The following is a 1,181-nucleotide window of genomic DNA, read 5'->3' as shown; positions in this document are numbered from 1 at the left end:
CGCGCTGAGCGGCACCCGCCCGCGCCGGGGAGACCCCGGCGCGGGCGGCTTGCAGCCCTGGGGCAGGCCCAGGAACGAAATCGGGGAGAGCCACAGCCATGACCGATGCGCCGACGACGGCCCCGGTGGCGCGCGCAGCGTCCGCCGGGGAGGTCCTTGCCGGCTATCTGACCGCCCAGGCGGGCGCGTTCCTGCGCGCCCTGCCGCAGGCGGTCGGTGAGGCGGGCTCCAGACCGGGGGCGCTTCCGGCGTCGGCGGCGGCCGCGGACGACCTGCTGCGCTCGGTGCGCCGGGTCGGCGGGGCGCTGCACACCTTCGCGGCGGCCTTCGACCCGGTGTGGGCGCAGGAGTCGCGGGCCGAGCTGCGCTGGCTGTTGAACCTGCTGGCGTTGGAGCCGGGCTTCCAGCGCCGGTCGTCGCGGCTGCTGGGTGCGTTGGACTCGCTGGCGGACACCTCGCCGGAGGCCGCGGGGATGCTGGCCGGGCACGCGGGTGCGCCGAAGGCGCGGGCGTTGATGGAGCGCCAGTTGACGCTGGCGCGGACCCGGGCGCACACGTCGTCGCTGCAGGAGTTGCGTTCGGCGCGGCTGCACGCGCTGGCGGACCGGATGACGCTGCTGGCGGGCGACGTGCCGCTGGTGGAGCCGGTGGCCGGTGAGCCGGTGGCGGCGCTGCTGCCGCAGGCGGGTGCGGCGCTGGGTGCGCTGCTGTCGGCGGCGGAGCGGCTGCCGTGGCAGCGTTCGGCGGAGGCGTACGGCCGGGTGGGGCTGCACCGGCTGGGTGCGGACCCGGCGCAGCCGGGTTCGGTGCCGGCGGCGCGCGGGTCGGCTTCGGAGGCGGACACGGCGCTGGCGGCGGACGACGCGCCGTGGCTGCGGGCCCGGATACTCGTGAAGCGGGCCAGGTACGCGCTGGAGGTGTGCGGGGCGCCGGGTGGTGAGCTGTTGGAGCTGGACCGGGTGCTGGGCCGGCACCAGGAGGCGTCGGACGCGGCGGTGACGGTGGCGACGGCCGCGCGCACGCCGCGGATCACTCCGGCGACGGCGTACGTGCTCGGGGTGGTGCACGCGGATCAGCGGCTGGAGGTGGAGGCGGCCCGGTACGCTTTCGGGCGTCAGTGGCCGGGGGTGGCCCCCGGGCTGGTCGGCCTGGCGGCGGTGCCGTCGGTGCTGGACTGACTC

General features: G+C 77.6%; 1 protein-coding gene. It reads left to right on the top strand.

The genetic code is table 11. The features are described 5' to 3' along the window. Nucleotides 1-98: 98 nt before the first annotated feature. Nucleotides 99-1,178, top strand: a complete 1,080-nt coding sequence (locus AB0K51_RS34865) for a CHAD domain-containing protein (protein ID WP_363462316.1) — start codon at nt 99-101, stop codon at nt 1,176-1,178. Nucleotides 1,179-1,181: the final 3 nt, after the last annotated feature.

This window comes from Kitasatospora sp. NPDC049285 (assembly GCF_040678815.1).
In the GTDB taxonomy this organism is placed as follows: domain Bacteria; phylum Actinomycetota; class Actinomycetes; order Streptomycetales; family Streptomycetaceae; genus Kitasatospora.
Note: the sequence above shows the minus strand (reverse complement) of the source record. Positions and strands in the feature narration are given on the sequence as shown.